The organism is Acinetobacter sp. 22301 (assembly GCF_052045285.1).
Taxonomy (GTDB): domain Bacteria; phylum Pseudomonadota; class Gammaproteobacteria; order Pseudomonadales; family Moraxellaceae; genus Acinetobacter; species Acinetobacter pittii.
Genome location: NZ_JBQEOR010000007.1, coordinates 60,229 through 77,822, shown reverse-complemented (window position 1 = coordinate 77,822; position 17,594 = coordinate 60,229). Strand labels below are relative to the sequence as shown.

The window sequence follows — 17,594 nt, the reverse complement described above, 5'->3', positions numbered from 1 at the left end:
GTGTCTTTTTTAGACAAAACTATGTAGAAAATATTTCTATAAATATGACCTGTGACACAAAAAAATATTAAGATGAGAAGTTGTTTAATTAACTGATGTTAAAGGATATTTAAATGTAAAACATCTCTGCTATATTATGAAAATATATTGGGGATAACGCATGAATGCACATGTAGAAATAGATACGTATTGGTGTCTAGAACAACTATTACAAGAAGGCCGTATAACAGAACGAGATAAATTACTGGTACAGACAAGTCACCGCCAAAAAGACCAGTTAAAGTGGCATCCATTACAGTGGATAGCACATTTTAATTTAAAAGATCAGCAACACACGCATGCCCATTTGAGTTTAAACCGCTTATGTTTATGGTTTGCAGATCGGGTTCAGCTACCTCTATTTGTGATCGATCCTTTAAAGGCAGATGTCAGCGCTTTAACGCAGGTCATGTCACAAGAGTTTGCGATTCGCAACCATATTTTAGCTGTTGAAATTCGTGCTGACCGAATCGTGATTGGAACAGATCAACCATTTCAAACAGATTGGCTTAATAACCTTGAACGAAGTCTAGCGCCTAAAAAAATTGAACGGGTACTGCTTAATCCCGAACAGTTACAACGCTATTTGCGCGAATATTATCAGGTGAGTCGCGCGGTAAACTCTGCTCAAAAAGATGCAGCTCATGACCATGACAGTAAAAATGTTGAAGCGCTTTTGCAGCTTGGCGATAGCCAAAACCCAGATGCTAATGATCAGCATATTGTGAAATTAGTCGACTGGATTTTACAGTTTGCATTTGAGCAGAGTGCCAGTGACATTCACATGGAACCGCGTAAAGATAATGGTAAAGTCAGGTTTAGGATTGATGGCGTTTTACACACCATTTATAACATGCCTTCAAATACGCTGACCGCCGTGATTTCTCGGATTAAAATTTTAGGACGTTTGAATGTAGCGGAAAAACGTAAACCACAAGATGGCCGGTTAAAAACACGTACACCTAAAGGGCAAGAAACCGAATTACGTTTATCAACCTTACCAACCGCATTTGGTGAAAAACTGGTTATGCGTATTTTCGACCCTGATGTGTTGGTACGTTCTTTTCAGCAATTGGGTTTTGAAGAGCGTTTATTACAACAGTGGCAACAATTAACAAAAAATAGCCACGGTATTATTTTAGTCACGGGTCCTACAGGCTCCGGTAAAACAACTACGCTATATTCATCTTTAAAGCAGCTTGCAACCGAGCAGGTCAATGTCTGTACCATTGAAGATCCGATTGAAATGCTAGAGCCTAGTTTTAACCAAATGCAGGTCAATAATGCAATTGAATTAGGCTTTGCAGACGGTGTACGTGCACTGATGCGTCAAGACCCTGACATTATTATGATTGGGGAAATTCGTGATCAAGATACAGCGAATATGGCCATTCAGGCAGCATTAACAGGTCATTTGGTTTTATCAACTTTACATACCAATGATGCACCGTCTAGTTTGACTCGTTTACATGATCTAGAGGTTCAGCCATTTCTGACAGCTGCAACAATTTTGGGTGTTCTCGCGCAGCGCTTAGTCCGCCAGCTTTGCCCACACTGTAAGCAAAAAACTCATATTAATGAGGATGAGTGGGAACACCTAACCTTTGACTATATTATGGAAATGCCTGAAACGGTTTATCAAGCGGTAGGCTGCGAAGAATGTCGTCATACAGGCTATAAAGGGCGAGTCGGTATTTACGAGTTTATGCCGGTCAGTCTTGAGCTTAAACACCTTATTAGTAGTCATGTGACATTAAATGATTTAAGAACTCAAACTAAAAAAGAAGGTATAGAACCTTTAAGAATTGCAGGAGCCCGTAAAGTGATTGAAGGACTTACGACATTAGAAGAGGTCTTGAGGGTTGTGCCATTAAATTAAGTTTTTCTTAAGATTCACCTCATTTATGGTTGATTTAATTGCTTTATCCCAAGAGGGAACCATAAACAGAGGGTAATAATATGAATATGCTTAAAGTAATGTTGATGACTGCTGGTATGACTGCTGCTGGCGTAGTTGTCGCGAATACACCAGTGAATCAAGCTGCAATTGCTCCGGCAACTGTCACCACAGTAAAACAGGCATTAACCTCAAAAGATAATACACCGATCAAATTACATGGTCAGGTTGTAAAGTCTTTAGGTGATGAAAAATATCAATTCCGTGATAAGACAGGTAGCATTACAATTGATGTAGATGATGAACTTTGGCAAGGTCGCCCTATTTCAGCCAATACAAATGTGACTTTAATTGGTGAAGTAGACATTGACTATAAACCTTTAAAACGCGTAGAAATTGATGTGGATCAAGTTCAGTTCTAATGAATAAGGTCTGTAGATCTACTACTTTTAGCCGCATTTAAATCATGCGGCTTTGCTTTTTTTATAAAGGCTTGGCAAGATCAAATCAGGATATAACAGGAAAAATAGATGAGAATTTTGCTTGCAGAAGATGATCGCTCTCAAGCTGAAAGCATTCAATCATGGTTAGAGTTAGACGGTTATCAGGTAGATTGGGTCGAAAGAGGTGATTATGCACTTACGGCAATCGAACAGCATGATTATGACTGTATTTTGCTTGATCGGGGACTACCTCAACTGGCTGGTGAAAAGGTTTTAACAACGATCCGCCATAAACAAAAAAATGTTCCTGTTATTTTTATTACTGCACGTGACAGCATTCATGATCGGGTAGAGGGGCTAGATTTAGGTGCAAATGACTATTTGGTTAAGCCTTTTAGTTTAGAAGAATTATCGGCTCGCATCCGCGCTCAATTACGCAAACAAACTTTGAGTCAGCAATCGGTTTTAACATGGGGTGACCTACAACTTGATACACAAGCGAAAGTCGTATTAAGCGCTGGCAAGTCTATCGATTTAACGGCAAAAGAATTCCAAATATTGCGTAAGCTTATGGTGCATCCCGAGCATATTATTACCCGTGATCAATTAGAAGAAGCACTGTATGCATGGGGCGAGGAAATTGAAAGTAACGCAATCGAAGTATTTATTTATCAACTTCGAAAAAAAATCGGAAGCAGCAGTATTAAAACCATACGGGGGCTCGGCTACCGTATGGGAGATTTAAAATGAAATCGAATCGCTCATCTTTGCAGTCGCAACTGGTTAAAACTACGATGTGGAGTAGTATCGTGGTGGGATTACTGGCTTTAAGCTTACTCACCATATTTTCGATCTATCACAACATGTCAGTGCAAGACGAAATCATGGATGAAATTTCAGATACTTTGCTGGTTTCTGATCTTTCTGAACATTCCATGAAACAGTTTGATGAGCTGAGTGATGAATTTGATATTCAGTATGAGTTATTAAACACAGGCCAAGTACTTACCCATTCTCATACCTATCAGCATGAACTTTTTGAACAAGGTAACTTATCAGAAGGTTTTTCGTATTTTTGGTTTGATGGCCAATTATGGCGTAGTCTGGCTGCACAACAAGAAGACTCTCAGCTACAAGTTGAAGTTTTTCAACCAATGAGTACACGTGTTGAAGAGGTACTCAAAGCACTTGCTGGATATAGCGGTCTTATGGTGTTGTTTTGGTTACTGCAATGGGTCATTGTAAGTTGGCGTACCGAGCATCAATTGGCTGCACTCAATTTACTTTCTAGACGAATTGCTCAAAAAACTGCATCAAATTTAGAGCCAATTCAAGAACCAGATGTCATTACAGAAATTCAACCTGTTATAGATGCATTAAATCAATTGCTTGCGAGATTGCAAAGGGCTCTTGTTGCTGAACAGCGTTTTACCGCGGATGCTTCGCATGAGCTACGTTCTCCCTTGTCTGCTATACAAATGCGTCTTCAGGTCTTGCAGCGTAAATACCAACATCTTCCTGAACTTCATCAAGATTTTGAACGCATACAAGAAGACGTTTCTAGAAGTACAAAAATACTTGAGAATTTACTTCTTCTGGCCCGCTTAGAACCTAATGAAGCTGAACAGCCTGAACTTCCTAAGACAGTTATCGATTTAAATTACTTACTGGCTAGAGTGATTGAAACTGTAGATTTAGATGCGAAAGCTAAACAGATGTTGATAGAGGTAAATACCTTATCGGCAGAAACTAAAACATATGCGAATGAAGAATTACTGTTTATTGCTTTTAGAAATTTATTTGATAACGCCATTCGTTATAGCCCGACATTAGGCTCTATTCATGTTGAGATTAGTCAGCATGAACAGCAAATTAAGGTGTCTATTGAAGACACGGGAAATGGAGTAGATGATGAAGTGCTATTACGGTTAGGGCAGCGTTTTTTTCGGGTACTCGGTACTCAACAGCAAGGTTCTGGCTTAGGAATTTCAATTACTCGAAAAATTATTGAATTGCATAATGGCAAGTTACGTTTTATGCATGCTGAACAAGGTGGTCTGAGGGCAGAGATTATTCTTCCTTCATAAAAAATAGCATGGTTACCCATGCTATCCATTTTTTGTTTTCCCACGAATATTATTGAAACGCGAGTATGTTTTTTATTTAGTTAAAATTAGGCGATTGTTGCGAGTGAGGCGTAAACGATATTCCTCGCCAGCATGCATAATGCGAATTTCACGGCCTAATGCAAAGAGGTTATTAGAATGTAACATTGGTAAGGCGTGAGCTGTGTCATTGTTACGGGTAAATAAGCTAAAAGGTGCGTTCATTTGTTGTGCTCCGTGGTATGTTCTTGAACGATTTAAATGATAATCATTATCGAATAGATCTGTCAATTAGATTTTTAAGATTTTATAAAATGATAAAATTTGCTTACACTTGAGAAAAGTTTTAGAGAGTAAAAAGATGCCCAAACCAATAGTCGATGTCGCTATAGCAATCTTGATCCATCGTGGAAAAATATTAGTTGGATGGCGCGAAGAGCAGCAACATCAAGGTGGAAAGCATGAGTTCCCTGGTGGAAAGGTTGAACAAGGTGAAACACCAGAAGAAGCCTGCCGCCGTGAGATTTATGAAGAGGTGGGTATTGGTTTAAAAGATTGGCATCAGTTTGATTATATTCACCATGAATATGATGACATTATCGTCAACCTTCATTTGTTCCATAGTTATGTACCTGATGAGTTATTAAATCTTATTCACCAGCCATGGGCATGGTATACACGTGATCAGCTACTTCATTTAAACTTTCCAAAAGCCAATAAAAACATCATAAAACGACTCTATTGGCCTCATCTCATCAAAATTAGCAATACGCTTTCAACGGTAGAAAGTAGTGATGCTTTATTGTACTGGCGTATCGAAGAATTTGAGCCGCAATATATAGAGCAATTAACTGCTTTAGATGAAGGGCAACGATCAAATTTAATTATAAATGTAGATATTTGGCGGCAATTAAGCCCTGAATTACAAAAACAAATAAAGACCGTTCATTTAAAACAATCTCAACTCATGAATTTACATAAAGGCGATTTAACAGTGGGCGTTCGTTATATTGCTGCTTGTCATGATGCCGTTTCTCTAAAGCAAGCTCAGCAGATTGGTTGCGATGCTGTTTTTATTAGTCCTGTAAAACCAACAAAGACTCATCCAGAAGCTGTAGCATTAGGTTGGGAACGTTTTAGTGATCTCGCTCAAAATAGCCAGATTCCGGTTTTTGCATTAGGAGGAGTGCATCCTGATGATTTAGCCACTGCGCAGCAGCATGGCGCATATGGCTTAGCAGGTATTCGTAATTTCTAATGAGAAAATTAAAAGCATTAAAAGCTAGAGGGCTTTTAATGCTTGCTGTGCTTCTTGAACAGTTTTTTGATTATTGCGTTGTTGCCCAGCTTTTAAGATGACTAACCACAGCTGCTTTTTCATTGCCTGACTTTGGGCAAAACTCAAACCACGTCGTGCTAAAGACTCAGCGTTAGAATATTGCTGTTTATGATTTGCCGTAAGCGCAAGAAATAAATAAGTCTCAGCTGCTTGTGGTGCTAAACGCTGTGCTTGAAGCGCATAGCGCTCAGCCTCTGACCACTGCTGATTTTTATAAGCCTGCTGTGTTTTTTGCATTAAAACTTTAAATGCAGGTAACTGGCTACCATCATCACTAAAATGTTGAGGCTTTTTCTGTTGCGGAACAATCACCTGCAAATTTTTACGTTGAATTTCTGGGTGATCATAAGGTGTAATTTTTACGCCTGATGGAGTTTCCGTCTTTTTGACTGGAGGAGTAGGTGTTTTCTCTTTGGAGTCAGAATGATCGGGCAGAGTTGTGCAGCCGACCATAAGAACAGCACCAATATAAAAAACACCTTTCTTCAACATATCCTAATTTCCTGTTAACGCTTAGTTGTTATAACTACCACTTGAAATTACCCGTGAGTTGTTTGATAGATCTTGTTCCATCTGGTTTTCACTTTCACGAATATAACTGTCGGTATTATCATCCTGAGAGTCAGGAATTGTGTTATCACTTTGTGGCGTATATGTTGGATCAACTTGATAATAAGGTGCTCCACATGGCGTAGCACGGTGCGGAACAGTATGCGTTAGCATCGGAATATACATAGCACCATCACAAGCTTGAGCAGATAAATCACCCGTTGCACGGTCAATCCACTGCCACTGTACAGTGTCTGGTTGGCGTAGGTTTACAGGCGTTTGACGTAATTGTTTCATCACATTAATCCATACTGGCAATGCACCAGATGAACCTGTTAATCCAGTCACTTTGTTGTCATCTAAACCTAACCACACTACAGCAACGTGGTTACCTGAGTAACCCGCAAACCATGAGTCACGTGTATCGTTAGTCGTACCTGATTTACCCGCCAATTTTAAAGCTGGAGACAAGCTGTTATAAGCTGCGCGACCAGTACCCGAAGACATGACCTGTTGTAGACCATAATTCATGATATAACCAACAGATGGATCAATGGTTTGTTGTACGTTTAGGCCATAACGGTCAAGCAGGCGACCATTGGCATCTACGACAGATCGAATCGCACGAGTCGGATATTTAAAGCCACCTGTAGCAAAGTTCTCATAAATTCCCAGAACCTCCATTGGTGACATATTGACTGCCCCAAGGAAAATAGAAGGGTAGGCAGGAATGGTTGACTCAACACCAAACTTTCTTAAGTTGTTGGTAAATGTTGATAAACCAAACTCTTGACCCAAGCGCACAGCAGATAGGTTATATGAATTTGCCAAAGCTTCACTCAAGCTGACTACACCATGTCCGCCACCACTATAGTTTTTAGGTGTCCAACTTTTGCCACCATCTACAGGGACACTAATCGGTGCATCTTCAATTTGGGTTGCCCAGTTGTAACGCCCAGATTCAATAGCACTTAAATAAATGACAGGTTTTAATAAAGAACCAACTTGGCGTTTTGCATCTAAAGCACGGTTAAAACCAGTAAAGTCTTGTGTAGAACCAACAGCAGCAACAAGCTCGCCGTTTTCTGGATGTGCAATGAGTACCGCACCCTGTAAGTTTTTCAAACGGGCTGGGTTACTATTTGCTAAGCGGTCTACTGAAGCTTTAAACGCATTTTGAACTTGAGTTTGAGTAATTGGGTCTAAAGTCGTAAAAATACGTAAGCCCTGATTAGTTAAGTCACTCTCTTGATATTCTGTGCGTAATTGACGACGCACAATATCTAAAAAGTCAGGGAATTTTGCAGGGCCTAAACTTGGCTTACTTAACACATTTAAAGGACGTGCAATTTCATCTTCATATTCTGCTTGAGTTAAATAACCCATTACACGCATGTTATTTAACACGGTATCGCGGCGTTTTTTTGCACCTTCAGGATTTTTCCAAGGATTATATAAAGAAGGGCCTTGCACTAAACCAACTAAATAAGCTTGCTGTGCAACGCTAAGTTCACGTAACGGTAAACCAAAATAAAATTGAGAAGCCAAACCATAGCCATTAATTGAGTAGCTACCATTTTGGCCTAGATTCACTTCATTTAAGTAGGCTTCTAAAATTTCATCTTTGCTGTAATGCAGCTCAATGAGTAAAGCCATTAATGCTTCATTAACTTTACGTTTGAGTGTGCGTTCAGGTGTGAGATAGAAGTTTTTAACTAATTGCTGAGTCAGGGTTGAACCACCTTGACGTTTACCACCTGTGATATTACTCACTAATGCACGGGCAGTACCACGAATTGAAATACCGTGATGATGATAGAAATTACGGTCTTCTGTTGAAATTAAGGCTTCAATAAGTGGCTTAGGGACATTATTCAGTTTAATGAGAACACGGTCTTCATTATGTTGAGGGTAGATTCCTCCAATCAGAAGTGGCTCTAGTCGCGCAACACCCGTTGAAGAAGGTTTTGTACTTCGAACTTCAGCAACCTGATCATTTGCAAAACTTAACTCTAGTACTTGTTCGGGTTCAACACTGTCGCCGTAATCAAAACCACGCGTGTGGATATACATATTGCTACCCTGAGCAACATAGGTTCCAGACTTGTCATAATTACTTGAAGTTTTGTAACCCAAGAGTTTTAATTCTTGAGTGAAATTTGCTTGGGTAATAGGTGCGTTATTATAAATTTCCAAAGGTCGTGCGAACACTTTGGCAGGAATATCCCACCGTTGTCCTTCAAATTTTTCACGGATAATATTATCTAAACGAATCAGATAGATACTAAGAGCAATAAAAGCACCAATGACCAAAATGGAAAAGATTAGTGCAAAGAAACCGATACCACGTTCAAACTTCATAAAAATGAGATAAAACCCTAACAATGCCTGTAATGATGCGATAGCTTGTCATCAATTTGCAATGATAAAACTGTGAATAATTGGAAAACTTAGATTGAATTTTACAGCATCTTGTTGTTATGTTTTTTTAAATTAATCAGGTTAATGTTATTATAGCCAAGTATCGCAGCGGAGCTTACTCATTCGTGCAAATTTCACATAAGTCCTTCAGAAACGTCGGGTTAATTGGTCGACCAGATAAATCATCAGTAGTAGAAACACTATGTTTAATTCATGATCATTTGTTGAACCTAGGCTTAAACCCCATTTTTGATCAGGAAACTGCTGAATTAGTGCCTTATGATCATGCACAAATTGTAAGTCGTCATTTATTGGGTGAAGTTGCTGATTTAGTCATAGTTGTTGGAGGCGATGGTTCTTTACTCCACGCTGCTAGAGCTTTAGTTCGCTACAATACGCCTGTTATTGGTATCAACCGCGGGCGGTTAGGTTTTTTAACTGATATCAAACCTTCAGAAGCCATTTTCAAACTTGACCAAGTACTTCAAGGGCATTTCCAGCTCGACCGTCGTTTCTTACTTGAAATGGAAGTACGAACAAATGGTGAAGTCATTTATGACGCGATTGCCTTAAACGATGTCGTTTTGCATTCGGGCAAATCGGTACACATGATTGACTTCGAACTTAATATTGATGGTCAATATGTTTACCGCCAACATAGTGATGGTTTAATTGTTTCGACGCCAACCGGATCAACGGCTTATGCATTGTCAGGTGGTGGCCCAATTTTACATCCAAGTATGGATGCTATTGCATTAGTTCCAATGCATCCCCATACATTGTCATCACGTCCCATCGTAGTCGGTGGTCAAAGCGAAATTAAAATCGTTATTCGCGAAAATCGGGTGTTACCAATGGTGAGTGCAGATGGACAACATAGTGTCTCGCTCAATGTTGGAGACAGTTTACACATCCGTAAACACCCATTTAAACTAAGTTTATTGCATCCACCAGGTTATGATTTCTATATGGCCTGCCGTACCAAACTTGGTTGGAACCAAGATTTTGAATCTTTTCAAAGAGATGAATCATGAATATTGAACAAATGCTATCTGTTTTAAACCCTGAAATTGTAGAGCGTTTAAAAACAGCAGTAGAAATTGGTAAATGGCCAAATGGCGTTGTTTTAACTAAAGAGCAGCGTGAGACTTGTATGCAAGCTGTAATCGCTTGGGAGTTGAAGAACTTACCAGAAGATCAGCGTAGTGGTTATATTGACCGTGGTACAAAAGAAGAAGGCGAAGAATGTGATGAGGACCATCACAAGCATGAGCCAGAGTTTAAACCGATTCGTTTTGTTTAAAACTTAATAAGACAGAAAAATTATTTTTGGTTATTCCATACAGCCTTATATAGCATGTTTTTCATAAGTTATAGCATATAGGCTTTTATTACTTTTGAAGGATCAAAAGTAACCAAAAATCCTTTGTATCACTGACGATACTTCCTGTATCGCAGTGATACGGTAGACATCCATGTCGACCTTCACGATAGCATTTGTTAACTACGAATTAAGATTGCTTAAATTTCGTGTATCCCATAACACTTTTGCTTTTTGCATCGCTTCTTCAAAACTAGCAACAACTCCCATGGTATATAGCGCGATTCCGATGGTTTCTGTTACTGCTATTTCTCCATATTCATGGTGCTGTTGACCAAGCCATACTGCTTTAAACGTTGCTAAATCTAATTCTTCTTCAATTGGGCTTCGTTCAGGTGTGAGCTTTGGCAACTCATGTTCATAGAGCTCACCATTTTTAATACCGCAAATGAGTGTTTTAGCATCTGGGTTTCGTTCAAATTCACCACCTTCGCCTTTAATAACGGCACTATTTTGATAGCCTAAGCGTAATGCGCTATGTTGGTGAGAAGTTCTGTAAGCAGGGTGGAATATTGCTTGTAAGGTAGCCTTAGCGTTAAAAGGATTAATTAAACGGGCCAAAGTATGAATAGGTGAACGCAAACCCATGACATTTCTTAGAGATATCAATTCGCTTAAAACTGGTGAAATCGCGTCTAGTGGTAAGTAAGCAAAATTTTGTTCTGCTAATTGCGTACGAACTTCTTGTTCAGAATGGCAAATTTGATAACCAAGATATTCTAAGACTTGCTCAGTATAAACACGATTAAGCGTGTGACCTGATGCACCATGCATAACAATTTTATGGCCATGCTGGGCAAGTGTAAGAGCGGCTAACAAAAACCATGGATAGTGTTTTCGCTTACCTGCATAAGATGACCAATCTAAATCAACATCTAAAGGTTCAAAATGAAGCTGATCTTTGGTCGCTTGCACAAACCCTGCAAGTTCATCAATCGATTCTTCTTTAACCCGAAGTAGCATTAAAAATGCGCCTAACTGCACATCTAACACTTCACCTTTTAAAATCATGGTAAATGCTTGATAGGCTTCTTCATAACTTAAAGAGCGAGATCCAGTTTTCCCCTTACCTAAAATACGGACATATTGAGCAAAGGGATGTTCAGCATCTTTATAGATATTGCGTTTAGTATTCATCGTAGTTCAAAACAATAAAAATGATGGGATGTAGGCAGCTCAAAATGAAATGTCCACAGGTATTTAATCAATATGACATAAAAAGCTGCTGAAAAAATATCAAAAGTGTTTCTTATACTAAAGTCTTAAGGCTACCTGAGTGTTTTTTATGCGTATTAGCTAAAAAATTAATCGAATCGTTATTTAATTCGAGTACACTTTCCCGTGCTTTTTTGAGCACTCATATCATAATTTTATGTGATTCTCCTATATCTTCAGCTTTTTATTGAAAAAGTAAGAGGTTATTTCGAGCTACTCAAAGTGGTTAGAAACTTCAGGTATTCTCCTGTTTTAGAAAACATTGATTTTGTTTTCATTGAGGTAGTAGGAAGGTTTTTTGTTCACAAAAAACCATTTCCCTTTTGCGGTGTTAATGTGAAAGGTTAGGGCTGTGTATTCGTAAAGAATAGACGTTTCATTTTGGTATTTCCAACGGACTTGGAAATATAGATTGAAGTAAAGTTATGGCTAAAAAACCGATTTATAAATCACTTTATTTTCAGGTGATTATTGCGATTATTGCGGGTATCTTGGTAGGACATTTTTCCCCAAGCTCAACGCAAATTGTCAATGGTGTCGAACAGCATATTCCGGGGTTAGGTGAAAAACTCAAGCCATTAGGTGATGCCTTTATTCGTTTGATCAAGATGATCATTGCTCCAGTTATTTTCTGTACCGTGGTAAGCGGTATTGCTGGCATGGAAAGCATGAAGTCAGTCGGAAAAACTGGCGGCGTTGCGTTGTTATACTTTGAAATCGTTTCAACAATTGCACTTCTAATTGGCCTTGTTGTAATTAACATTGCTAAACCGGGTGTAGGGATGAATGTTGACCCTACCACTCTCGATACTTCGGGCATTCAAAAATACGTCAGTTCTGGTGAGTCACAATCTACCATTGATTTCTTAATGCACATCATCCCTGATACGGTGGTTGGTGCATTTGCAAATGGTGAAATCTTACAAGTCCTTCTTTTTGCAATCCTCTTTGGTTTTGCTTTACATAAGTTAGGTGATGCAGGACGTCCAGTTTTAAAATTTATTGATCAAGTTGCACACGTGTTCTTTAACATTGTGAATATGGTCATGAAATTAGCTCCGATTGGTGCATTCGGTGCAATGGCATTCACTATCGGCAAATATGGTGTTGGTTCACTCGTACAATTAGGGCAGCTCATTATCTGCTTCTATATTACGTGCTTACTCTTTATCTTCTTAATTTTGGGTACGATCAGCCGTATTAGCGGATTCAGTATCCTTAAGATGATTCGCCTGATTCGTGAAGAGTTATTAATTGTACTTGGTACATCTTCTTCTGAATCTGTTTTGCCTCGCATGTTACGTAAACTTGAAATTGCAGGTTGTGAAAAATCTGTAGTTGGTTTGGTTATTCCAACAGGTTATTCATTTAACCTTGATGGTACGTCAATTTATTTGACTATGGCCGCAATCTTTATTGCTCAGGCAACAAATACACAGCTTGATATTCAACATCAGATTACTTTGTTGTTGGTACTCTTAATTTCATCTAAGGGTGCTGCGGGTGTAACAGGCTCTGGCTTTATTGTTATGGCTGCAACTTTATCTGCTGTAGGACATATTCCAGTGGCAGGTCTGGCATTGATTTTAGGTATTGACCGTTTCATGTCAGAAGCCCGTGCATTAACTAACCTTGTTGGTAACTCATTAGCAACGATTGTTGTTGCAAAATGGGTCGGTGCTTTAGATAAAGATAAGCTAAATGATGCTTTAAATAATCCAGATGAAGTCGACAGAAAAATGATGGAGCAAAAAACTCCTCAAGTCGCTGAAGGTTTAGATTAATTCAAATAAACCTATATAAAAAAGGAAGCTTTGGCTTCCTTTTTTATTGGCTGACTGAAAAGTACAGTTTTAATGAGCAGCTATGCCATGACAGTTGCTAAAAAAATGATTAGCATGCAGAGCAATGAGATTCGATAAAACAATAAAGCTGAAGGAAAATATTATGTTGGCATACGATGCAGATTTAGAATTATTCCGTGATAATTTTAAACGTTTTATGAATGAGCATATTGCACCGCAATACGATCAATGGGAACGCGAAGGAATTATGCCTCGCTCTGTCTGGAATCAACTGGGCGAAAATGGCTTTTTATGCGTGGATGTTCCAGAAGAATACGGTGGTTATGGTGTGCCAACCTATTATTCATTAATGTTGGTTGAAGAATCGGCACGTGCTGGTTTTTGTGCCTTATCAACAGCGATTTCTTGCCACTCTGAAATCGCTGCACCATATATTTTACATATTGGGACAGAAGAGCAAAAACAATACTGGTTGCCGAAAATGGTGACAGGTGAAGTGGTTGGTGCAATTGGTATGACTGAACCTGGAGCAGGCTCGGATTTACAATCAATGCGTACTAGCGCTATTTTGCAAGATGACCATTATTTGCTAAATGGTTCTAAAACATTTATTTCAAATGGGCAACATGCTGACCTTGTGGTGCTTGCAGTAAAAACTGATCCTCAAGCGCGTGCGAAAGGGGTGTCGTTATTATTGGCAGATACTCATCTGGAAGGCTTTAAGAAAGGTACCAACCTCGACAAAATCGGTCTACATTCTCAAGACACATCTGAGCTATTTTTTGACAATGTTAAGGTTCCTAAAAACCAGTTACTCGGTCAAGCTGGACAAGGCTTTGCTTATTTAATGCAAGAGTTACCACGTGAACGTACAGCTATTGCATCTACCGCAATTGGCGCTATTCGTGGTGCAATTGATTTGGCAACTGCTTATGTAAAAGAGCGTCATGCATTTGGTCAACCTATTTCACAGTTCCAAAATACTCGTTTTGTTTTAGCACAAGCAAAAATTGATGAGCTTGCTACAGCTGCTTTTTACGAGAGAAACGTTGCTCTATATCAAGAAGGTAAACTTGATGTTGAAACAGCAGCAGCGCTTAAAAGTTTCAGCACGGATATGCAAATGAAAGTCGCAGACAACTTGCTGCAACTTTTTGGTGGCTATGGTTATATGACTGAATATCCAATTTCACGTTTCTTTGTAGATGCACGTATTCAACGTATTTACGGTGGTACAAATGAAATTATGAAAGAAATCGTAGCGCGTGGATTAATTGGCAAAGCTTAATTAAGCAGAGAAAAACAGCCTGTCCTAGAATGGGCTGTTTTGTTTTTAACTATTTGGTCTTCTGTTGAATGACAGGATAGTCTTGTTGTTTCGGTAATTGCTGTAATGCATGATTCATCTTTCTTAAAAACTCATCTGCTTCATCTTGATGGAATGAATCTTCGGTGTATTTACTACGTTCTTGAAAGACGACACCACAACCCGTTATTTTCATATTTTCAGGATTAAATGACCAATCATTTGGATTCTTTAAGTTAATGTTTAAATCACTTTCACAGCTTTTCCATAAACGTAAAAATTCATTTGATAATTCTGCTTTAAATCCTCGTGCTGGATAGACCGAGAAGCCTTTCATTTCGGGATTAGAAAACTGTATAAACATATCTACTGGCATACCCCCCCAAATGATTGCTATATCTGGTGGTAAATAGATGCCTGATAAATTTTTCTCTTTTAAAGCATGTGTTTGCTCATATTTCTGCCTAAAATGTTGTGACTGATATGTCAGCTTGGTTTGAGGTGGAATTGGAATGCCACGAACTTGATTACTGACATTCGTCATATAGTACGGAGAATTATCCCTACCATTGCAACCTGCAATTATTGGACAACCGCCACAAGCCGTTAAACTAAAAGTTGTAAAACCCAATAGGCTTAAAACAATAATTTTATTCATTCTATTTTACTGTTGTTATGACATATTGGGTCAGTATAAACAATCTATATATTAAGAGGACTATCTTTAAGAACAACGAAATAATCATCTTTAAATATAATTATGTTTTTACTTGGCTGGCTGCTGCAATGGCCCATCAAATAAAGATTTACAGCTTTCTAAATTTTGACAAGAAGCAAACATAAGTGCTTTAGGCAAGCTCGCATACAAATTTGTAATGTGTTGTTCAGCTGGATTATAAAAATGCCAATAACTAAATTGGTTTGAACGTTTATTTTCTAAGGCTTTAAAGAAATCTGCTTCATTAAATTTATTGTTAAGTTGAGTGTGAGGACCACCTTGCTCATGTGTACCGACTGTGGTCATGAGTAAAGGGGAATAATTTGGTTTCTGACTTTGCCAATGATTTAACTGCTGAAATAACATGCCTTGGTCAAACCAGAGGGAAGGGCTTGCAGCAAAGTAACGCTGAAATGCATCTGGCTTTTGAAAAAAATGATAAAGCACAAATAAACCTCCAAAAGAATGTCCATAAAGACTTTGCTGTTGGCTATTAATCGGAAATTGTTTTGCAACTGTAGGCTTGAGTTCGCTATTTAAAAAAGCAATAAACTGATCAGCACCCCCATATTTATATTTACCTTGTGCTTGAAATTGGGCAGAAGGTTTTGGAGTGTAATCATAAGCACGCTTTTGCACATCAAAGGTTTTTTGCTGAGGGTAACCAACAGCTACTATCATGAGTGGATCTAGTCCTAATTTGGTAGAACCAGCGCCAATCGACTGAGCAATATTGGCAGCACTTGGAAATGTAGCATTTCCATCTAATATATAAAGTACTGGATAGCCATGTTGGGGCGGGGCGACAGGTGGTTTATAAATTTGAATAAGATAATCATGGCCTGTATTTTTAGATTTAATTTGAAATTGTGCCTGATTATTTTGAAAAACGATTTTTGATTGATTTTGTATAGGCGTTTGAGCTAAAACAGAACAGCTTATTAAAGTACTTAATAAAAAACTTGAAGATAAAAATAAAAATGATTTATGCATAATGGGGAATAATAAAATTTATTATGCAAATTATAAATGAAAATCATTATCAAATAAAGTGATCAAAGAAATGTGCGCAAAAAGGTTAATGAAAAAAGCTTTTACAGCCATATTGCCTAACAAATCAAAGCAGACTATTGTTATACTCTCGTTCAAAAGATGATTTTACTGAGGCTGCATTCTAATGATCAACGATGATCAAAACAAAACGACTTCTCTTAGTTTGGAACAAATTCGCGAAGATATTGATAGTGTAGATCAACAGATTCAAGAATTATTAAACCGCCGCGCAAGCCTTGCTGAAGCTGTTGCTAAAGCTAAATTTGCTTCCGAAGAGAATCCTTTGTTTTATCGTCCTGAACGTGAAGCACAAGTTTTACGCAAAGTCATGGAGCGCAACCAAGGTCCTTTGTCTGATGTCACCATGGCGCGTTTGTTCCGTGAAATTATGTCTGCTTGCCTTGCTTTAGAAGCTCCGCAAAGTATTGCATTCTTAGGACCAGAAGGGACTTTTACTCAATCTGCCGTGCTTAAGCATTTTGGTAAAGATGCAGTTGTTCGTCCACTACCAACAATTGATGAAGTATTCCGTGAAGTAGAAGCGGGTAGTGCACATTACGGCGTAGTGCCAGTTGAAAACTCATCTGAAGGTATTGTGAACCATACTTTAGATTGTTTTAAAACATCGAATTTAAATGTGATTGGTGAAGTTGAATTACGTATTCATCATCAATTCCTAGTGTCTGAAAATACGCGTAAAGACAGTATTAAACAGATTTATGCCCACCAGCAAACTTTGGCTCAATGCCGCCAGTGGTTAGATGCGCATTATCCGGGTGTTGAACGTGTTGCTTTAAACTCAAATGCAGAAGCTGCACGTCGTATTCGCAACGAATGGCATTCAGCAGCAATCGCGTCTGATATCGCAGCAGGCATGTATAACCTTGAAATCTTACATAGCAACATTGAAGACAATCCGGAAAATACCACTCGTTTCTTAGTGATTGGTCGTGAAAAGATTCCACAAAGTGGTAATGACAAAACTTCATTATTAATTTCAGCGCATGACCGCGCTGGTGCTTTATTAGAAATTTTAGCGCCGTTTGCAAAACATAATATTAGTTTAACGAGTATTGAGACTCGTCCAGCATTACCTGAAAAATGGGCCTATGTATTCTTTATCGATTTAGAAGGCCATATCGATCAAGAAAATGTTGCAGCAGCAATTAATGATATTCGTCCAATGGTAAAAGAGCTTCGTATTTTAGGTTCTTATCCTGCTGCTGTTCTCTAATTACTCATGTTGGAATAATGACATGCATCAAGATGGTCATGTCATTATGCTTAAAAACAAATTGCTCAAAGGTTTAAATCACGTTGAGC

The 17,594-nt window shown here is 38.5% G+C and carries 16 protein-coding genes; 10 read left to right on the top strand and 6 right to left on the bottom strand.

What is annotated here, in order from left to right; all coding sequences use genetic code 11:
- Positions 1 to 160: 160 nt before the first annotated feature.
- The 4 genes from ACTJJH_RS12110 to ACTJJH_RS12095 all read left to right on the top strand — a co-directional run bounded on the left by ACTJJH_RS12110 (position 161) and on the right by ACTJJH_RS12095 (position 4,466).
- The gene (locus ACTJJH_RS12110) at positions 161 to 1,918 is read left to right on the top strand and encodes a GspE/PulE family protein (RefSeq protein ID WP_440601174.1); all 1,758 of its coding nucleotides are present in this window, start codon (positions 161 to 163) and stop codon (positions 1,916 to 1,918) included.
- An 80-nt stretch (positions 1,919 to 1,998) separates the two neighbouring features.
- Positions 1,999 to 2,358, top strand: a complete 360-nt coding sequence (locus ACTJJH_RS12105) for a NirD/YgiW/YdeI family stress tolerance protein (protein ID WP_002118236.1) — start codon at positions 1,999 to 2,001, stop codon at positions 2,356 to 2,358.
- Positions 2,359 to 2,466: 108 nt separating this feature from the next.
- Entirely contained in the window at positions 2,467 to 3,129 is a 663-nt protein-coding gene (locus ACTJJH_RS12100) for a response regulator transcription factor (protein ID WP_002118246.1), read from the top strand.
- Positions 3,126 to 4,466, top strand: a complete 1,341-nt coding sequence (locus ACTJJH_RS12095) for a sensor histidine kinase (protein WP_017402975.1) — start codon at positions 3,126 to 3,128, stop codon at positions 4,464 to 4,466. The genes ACTJJH_RS12100 and ACTJJH_RS12095 overlap by 4 nt, the downstream gene beginning before the upstream one ends.
- 72 nt (positions 4,467 to 4,538) lie before the next feature.
- On the opposite strand, the gene hemP is transcribed toward ACTJJH_RS12095, so the two are convergent.
- Positions 4,539 to 4,709: a hemin uptake protein HemP gene (hemP, locus tag ACTJJH_RS12090; protein ID WP_002118129.1), complete on the bottom strand. Its 171-nt coding sequence runs from the start codon at positions 4,707 to 4,709 to the stop codon at positions 4,539 to 4,541.
- A gap of 136 nt (positions 4,710 to 4,845) precedes the next feature.
- On the opposite strand from hemP, the gene ACTJJH_RS12085 reads away from it, so the two are divergent.
- On the top strand, positions 4,846 to 5,742 hold the full coding sequence (locus ACTJJH_RS12085) for an NUDIX domain-containing protein (protein ID WP_078225137.1): 897 nt from the start codon (positions 4,846 to 4,848) through the stop codon (positions 5,740 to 5,742).
- Between the two features lie 24 nt (positions 5,743 to 5,766).
- On the opposite strand, the gene ACTJJH_RS12080 is transcribed toward ACTJJH_RS12085, so the two are convergent.
- Positions 5,767 to 6,315 carry a tetratricopeptide repeat protein gene (locus ACTJJH_RS12080; protein ID WP_284085734.1) on the bottom strand — a complete coding sequence of 183 codons (549 nt, stop codon included), beginning with the start codon at positions 6,313 to 6,315 and terminating at the stop codon, positions 5,767 to 5,769.
- Positions 6,316 to 6,336: 21 nt separating this feature from the next.
- Complete coding sequence (gene mrcB / locus ACTJJH_RS12075) at positions 6,337 to 8,733, bottom strand: penicillin-binding protein 1B (RefSeq protein ID WP_440601173.1); 2,397 nt, start codon at positions 8,731 to 8,733, stop codon at positions 6,337 to 6,339.
- A gap of 185 nt (positions 8,734 to 8,918) precedes the next feature.
- On the opposite strand from mrcB, the gene ACTJJH_RS12070 reads away from it, so the two are divergent.
- Both ACTJJH_RS12070 and ACTJJH_RS12065 read left to right on the top strand, forming a co-directional pair.
- On the top strand, positions 8,919 to 9,827 hold the full coding sequence (locus ACTJJH_RS12070) for an NAD(+) kinase (RefSeq protein ID WP_005073476.1): 909 nt from the start codon (positions 8,919 to 8,921) through the stop codon (positions 9,825 to 9,827).
- On the top strand, positions 9,824 to 10,096 hold the full coding sequence (locus ACTJJH_RS12065) for a YeaC family protein (RefSeq protein WP_044100998.1): 273 nt from the start codon (positions 9,824 to 9,826) through the stop codon (positions 10,094 to 10,096). The genes ACTJJH_RS12070 and ACTJJH_RS12065 overlap by 4 nt, the downstream gene beginning before the upstream one ends.
- A 201-nt stretch (positions 10,097 to 10,297) precedes the next feature.
- Here ACTJJH_RS12065 and ACTJJH_RS12060 read toward each other — a convergent pair whose 3' ends face one another.
- Entirely contained in the window at positions 10,298 to 11,311 is a 1,014-nt protein-coding gene (locus ACTJJH_RS12060; protein WP_440601172.1) for a glycosyl transferase family protein, read from the bottom strand.
- Positions 11,312 to 11,814: 503 nt separating this feature from the next.
- Between ACTJJH_RS12060 and ACTJJH_RS12055 the strand changes: the two genes are divergently transcribed.
- Together ACTJJH_RS12055 and ACTJJH_RS12050 are read left to right on the top strand one after the other, a co-directional pair.
- Positions 11,815 to 13,173 (top strand): dicarboxylate/amino acid:cation symporter, encoded by a 1,359-nt coding sequence (locus tag ACTJJH_RS12055; RefSeq protein WP_002118145.1) that lies wholly within the window; start codon positions 11,815 to 11,817, stop codon positions 13,171 to 13,173.
- Between the two features lie 163 nt (positions 13,174 to 13,336).
- Complete coding sequence (locus tag ACTJJH_RS12050; RefSeq protein WP_002118240.1) at positions 13,337 to 14,482, top strand: acyl-CoA dehydrogenase family protein; 1,146 nt, start codon at positions 13,337 to 13,339, stop codon at positions 14,480 to 14,482.
- A 49-nt stretch (positions 14,483 to 14,531) separates the two neighbouring features.
- On the opposite strand, the gene ACTJJH_RS12045 is transcribed toward ACTJJH_RS12050, so the two are convergent.
- Together ACTJJH_RS12045 and ACTJJH_RS12040 are read right to left on the bottom strand one after the other, a co-directional pair.
- Entirely contained in the window at positions 14,532 to 15,158 is a 627-nt protein-coding gene (locus ACTJJH_RS12045) for a hypothetical protein (RefSeq protein WP_440601171.1), read from the bottom strand.
- 108 nt (positions 15,159 to 15,266) lie between these two features.
- Positions 15,267 to 16,211, bottom strand: a complete 945-nt coding sequence (locus ACTJJH_RS12040; RefSeq protein WP_440601170.1) for an alpha/beta hydrolase — start codon at positions 16,209 to 16,211, stop codon at positions 15,267 to 15,269.
- 184 nt (positions 16,212 to 16,395) lie between these two features.
- On the opposite strand from ACTJJH_RS12040, the gene pheA reads away from it, so the two are divergent.
- The gene (pheA, locus tag ACTJJH_RS12035; RefSeq protein WP_002049199.1) at positions 16,396 to 17,505 is read left to right on the top strand and encodes a prephenate dehydratase; all 1,110 of its coding nucleotides are present in this window, start codon (positions 16,396 to 16,398) and stop codon (positions 17,503 to 17,505) included.
- Positions 17,506 to 17,594 lie beyond the last annotated feature (89 nt).

Bases quoted from the DNA above. Each gene is read 5' to 3' on its own strand.
- ACTJJH_RS12065 (WP_044100998.1), top strand. From the start codon at position 9,824: ATGAATATTGAACAAATGCTATCTGTTTTAAACCCTGAAATTGTAGAG.
- ACTJJH_RS12110 (WP_440601174.1), top strand. From the start codon at position 161: ATGAATGCACATGTAGAAATAGATACGTATTGGTGTCTAGAACAACTA.
- ACTJJH_RS12060 (WP_440601172.1), bottom strand. From the start codon at position 11,311: ATGAATACTAAACGCAATATCTATAAAGATGCTGAACATCCCTTTGCT.
- ACTJJH_RS12040 (WP_440601170.1), bottom strand. From the start codon at position 16,211: ATGCATAAATCATTTTTATTTTTATCTTCAAGTTTTTTATTAAGTACT.
- ACTJJH_RS12095 (WP_017402975.1), top strand. From the start codon at position 3,126: ATGAAATCGAATCGCTCATCTTTGCAGTCGCAACTGGTTAAAACTACG.
- ACTJJH_RS12100 (WP_002118246.1), top strand. From the start codon at position 2,467: ATGAGAATTTTGCTTGCAGAAGATGATCGCTCTCAAGCTGAAAGCATT.
- hemP (WP_002118129.1), bottom strand. From the start codon at position 4,709: ATGAACGCACCTTTTAGCTTATTTACCCGTAACAATGACACAGCTCAC.
- pheA (WP_002049199.1), top strand. From the start codon at position 16,396: ATGATCAACGATGATCAAAACAAAACGACTTCTCTTAGTTTGGAACAA.
- ACTJJH_RS12050 (WP_002118240.1), top strand. From the start codon at position 13,337: ATGTTGGCATACGATGCAGATTTAGAATTATTCCGTGATAATTTTAAA.
- ACTJJH_RS12105 (WP_002118236.1), top strand. From the start codon at position 1,999: ATGAATATGCTTAAAGTAATGTTGATGACTGCTGGTATGACTGCTGCT.
- mrcB (WP_440601173.1), bottom strand. From the start codon at position 8,733: ATGAAGTTTGAACGTGGTATCGGTTTCTTTGCACTAATCTTTTCCATT.
- ACTJJH_RS12045 (WP_440601171.1), bottom strand. From the start codon at position 15,158: ATGAATAAAATTATTGTTTTAAGCCTATTGGGTTTTACAACTTTTAGT.
- ACTJJH_RS12085 (WP_078225137.1), top strand. From the start codon at position 4,846: ATGCCCAAACCAATAGTCGATGTCGCTATAGCAATCTTGATCCATCGT.
- ACTJJH_RS12055 (WP_002118145.1), top strand. From the start codon at position 11,815: ATGGCTAAAAAACCGATTTATAAATCACTTTATTTTCAGGTGATTATT.
- ACTJJH_RS12080 (WP_284085734.1), bottom strand. From the start codon at position 6,315: ATGTTGAAGAAAGGTGTTTTTTATATTGGTGCTGTTCTTATGGTCGGC.